The organism is Mesorhizobium sp. M7A.F.Ca.AU.002.02.1.1, from assembly GCF_003998535.1.
Classification (GTDB): Bacteria; Pseudomonadota; Alphaproteobacteria; order Rhizobiales; family Rhizobiaceae; genus Mesorhizobium; species Mesorhizobium ciceri.
On sequence record NZ_RZPB01001076.1, the window covers coordinates 1 to 1610 of the forward strand.

Annotated in this window: 2 protein-coding genes; one reads left to right on the forward strand and one right to left on the reverse strand. The window is 66.9% G+C overall.

Annotation, left to right across the window (positions count from 1 at the left end; all coding sequences use genetic code 11):
• Nucleotides 1-292: CBS domain-containing protein (locus EN879_RS35150; protein WP_348631523.1), on the forward strand; the 292-nt coding region annotated here is incomplete at its 5' end.
• Between the two features lie 52 nt (nucleotides 293-344).
• Here the strand turns inward: EN879_RS35150 and EN879_RS35155 are convergent.
• Nucleotides 345-1610: ATP-binding protein (locus EN879_RS35155; protein WP_127274674.1), on the reverse strand; the 1266-nt coding region annotated here is incomplete at its 5' end.

The window sequence follows — 1610 nt, forward strand, 5'->3', positions numbered from 1 at the left end:
GGTCTGGCTCGACCGCCGCAAGACGACGCGCTTCAAGATCGACGATCACGGGCTGGTGGCGGCGGCCGAACGCGACGGCAAGCCGGCGGTCTGGGTGTCGTGCGCCGACGTCGAAGGCCAATCCGAGGAAGCCGCGCAAGTGTTCTGGGCCAATCCCGGCACCTCGCTGAAAACCGTCATGCTGGCCATGCACCGTTCGCAGACCGCTCCGGTAGCGCTGTTTGACGACCAGTCGCGCTTCGTCGGCGCCATCGGCATTCGCGACGTGCTGAGCGCGGTGTTGCGGCGGTAGTTTCTCCGGAATCCAACGGCGGCGAGGCGCGGCGACCGGGCGCGCCTTGTTTTTATGCCGCCAGCGGCAGGCGCAGTTGCGTCAGCAGGCCGCCGCCGGGATTGTTGGACAGGCGGGTCTCGCCACCTGCGGCGCGCGCGATGTTGCGGGCAATGGTCGGGCCGGGACGAGGACCGCCGGTCTGGCGGTTGCGCGATTGTTCGAGGCGCACGAACGAGCCGAACACGGCGTCGATCTGCGCCTGCGGTATGCCAGGCCCTTCGTCGCGGATGGTGAGCAGGATCATGTCCTCCGACCGGCGCAGCGAAAGATGCGCCTTCTTGCCGTAGGTGACCGCGTTCTGCACCAGATTGGTGACGCAGCGCTTGAGCGCGACCGGCCGCGCCATGCAGATCAGCCCGCGCGAACGGGTCTCGTCGTCGAACGAGACGTCGTCATAGCCGTCGGCGATCGATTCCACGAGCGACCAGAAGTCGATGCGTTCGTTCTTTTCCTCGGTCACTTCGAAGGTGGCGAAGTCGATCACCGAGCTGGCGATGCTCTCGACATCGGCGAGGTCGTGCGCCAGCGCCTCGCGGACCGCCGATTTGCGCAACAGCTCCAGGCGCAGGCGCATTCTGGTCATCGGCGTGCGCAGATCATGCGCCAGTGCCGCCGCCAGATGTTCGCGGTCCTCGACATATTCGCGCAACCTCGCCTGCATGGCGTTGATCGCCTTGGCGGCGGCACGCACCTCGCGGCTGCCGCCCTCGGCGATCGGCGGGCTCTTCAGATCCTTGCCGATCCGGTTCACGGCGGTTTCCATCATCCGGTAGGGCGCCGTCAGCCGGCGCAGCGACCAGATCGACATGATCACCACCAGCCCTGCGATCAGCGAATAGAGCGGCAGGCTGTCGAAGCTCAGGATCGGGCCGACGGGCGTGATCGGTTCGGTGAAATTCAGCCATTGGCCGTCGGCGAAGCGCAGCGATGCCGTCAGCTTGTCGCTCTGGGCGAAGTCGGCGGCCAGCACCAGAAGGTCGCGCTCGACCTGGCCGATGTCGGGTCCTGGCGTCGTGCCGTCCGCGTCGTCGGCCTCGCGCGTCGCCGGATCGCGGCGCACGCGTGCATCGGTGATGCCGAATTTGGACAGCCGGCCGACGAGGATGTCTTCGAGTTCGGCCAGTTCGTCATCGCCGGCGATCGACGAAGTGACCGCCGGCGTGTCCGAAACGGTGAGCGCGTAGGTGGAGTTGAACAGGCCGGTCGCCGTCGCCTTGCGCTCGTCCGGACTGGCGTCATGCATGAGCTGCACCAGCGAGAAGGCACGGTCGTTGAG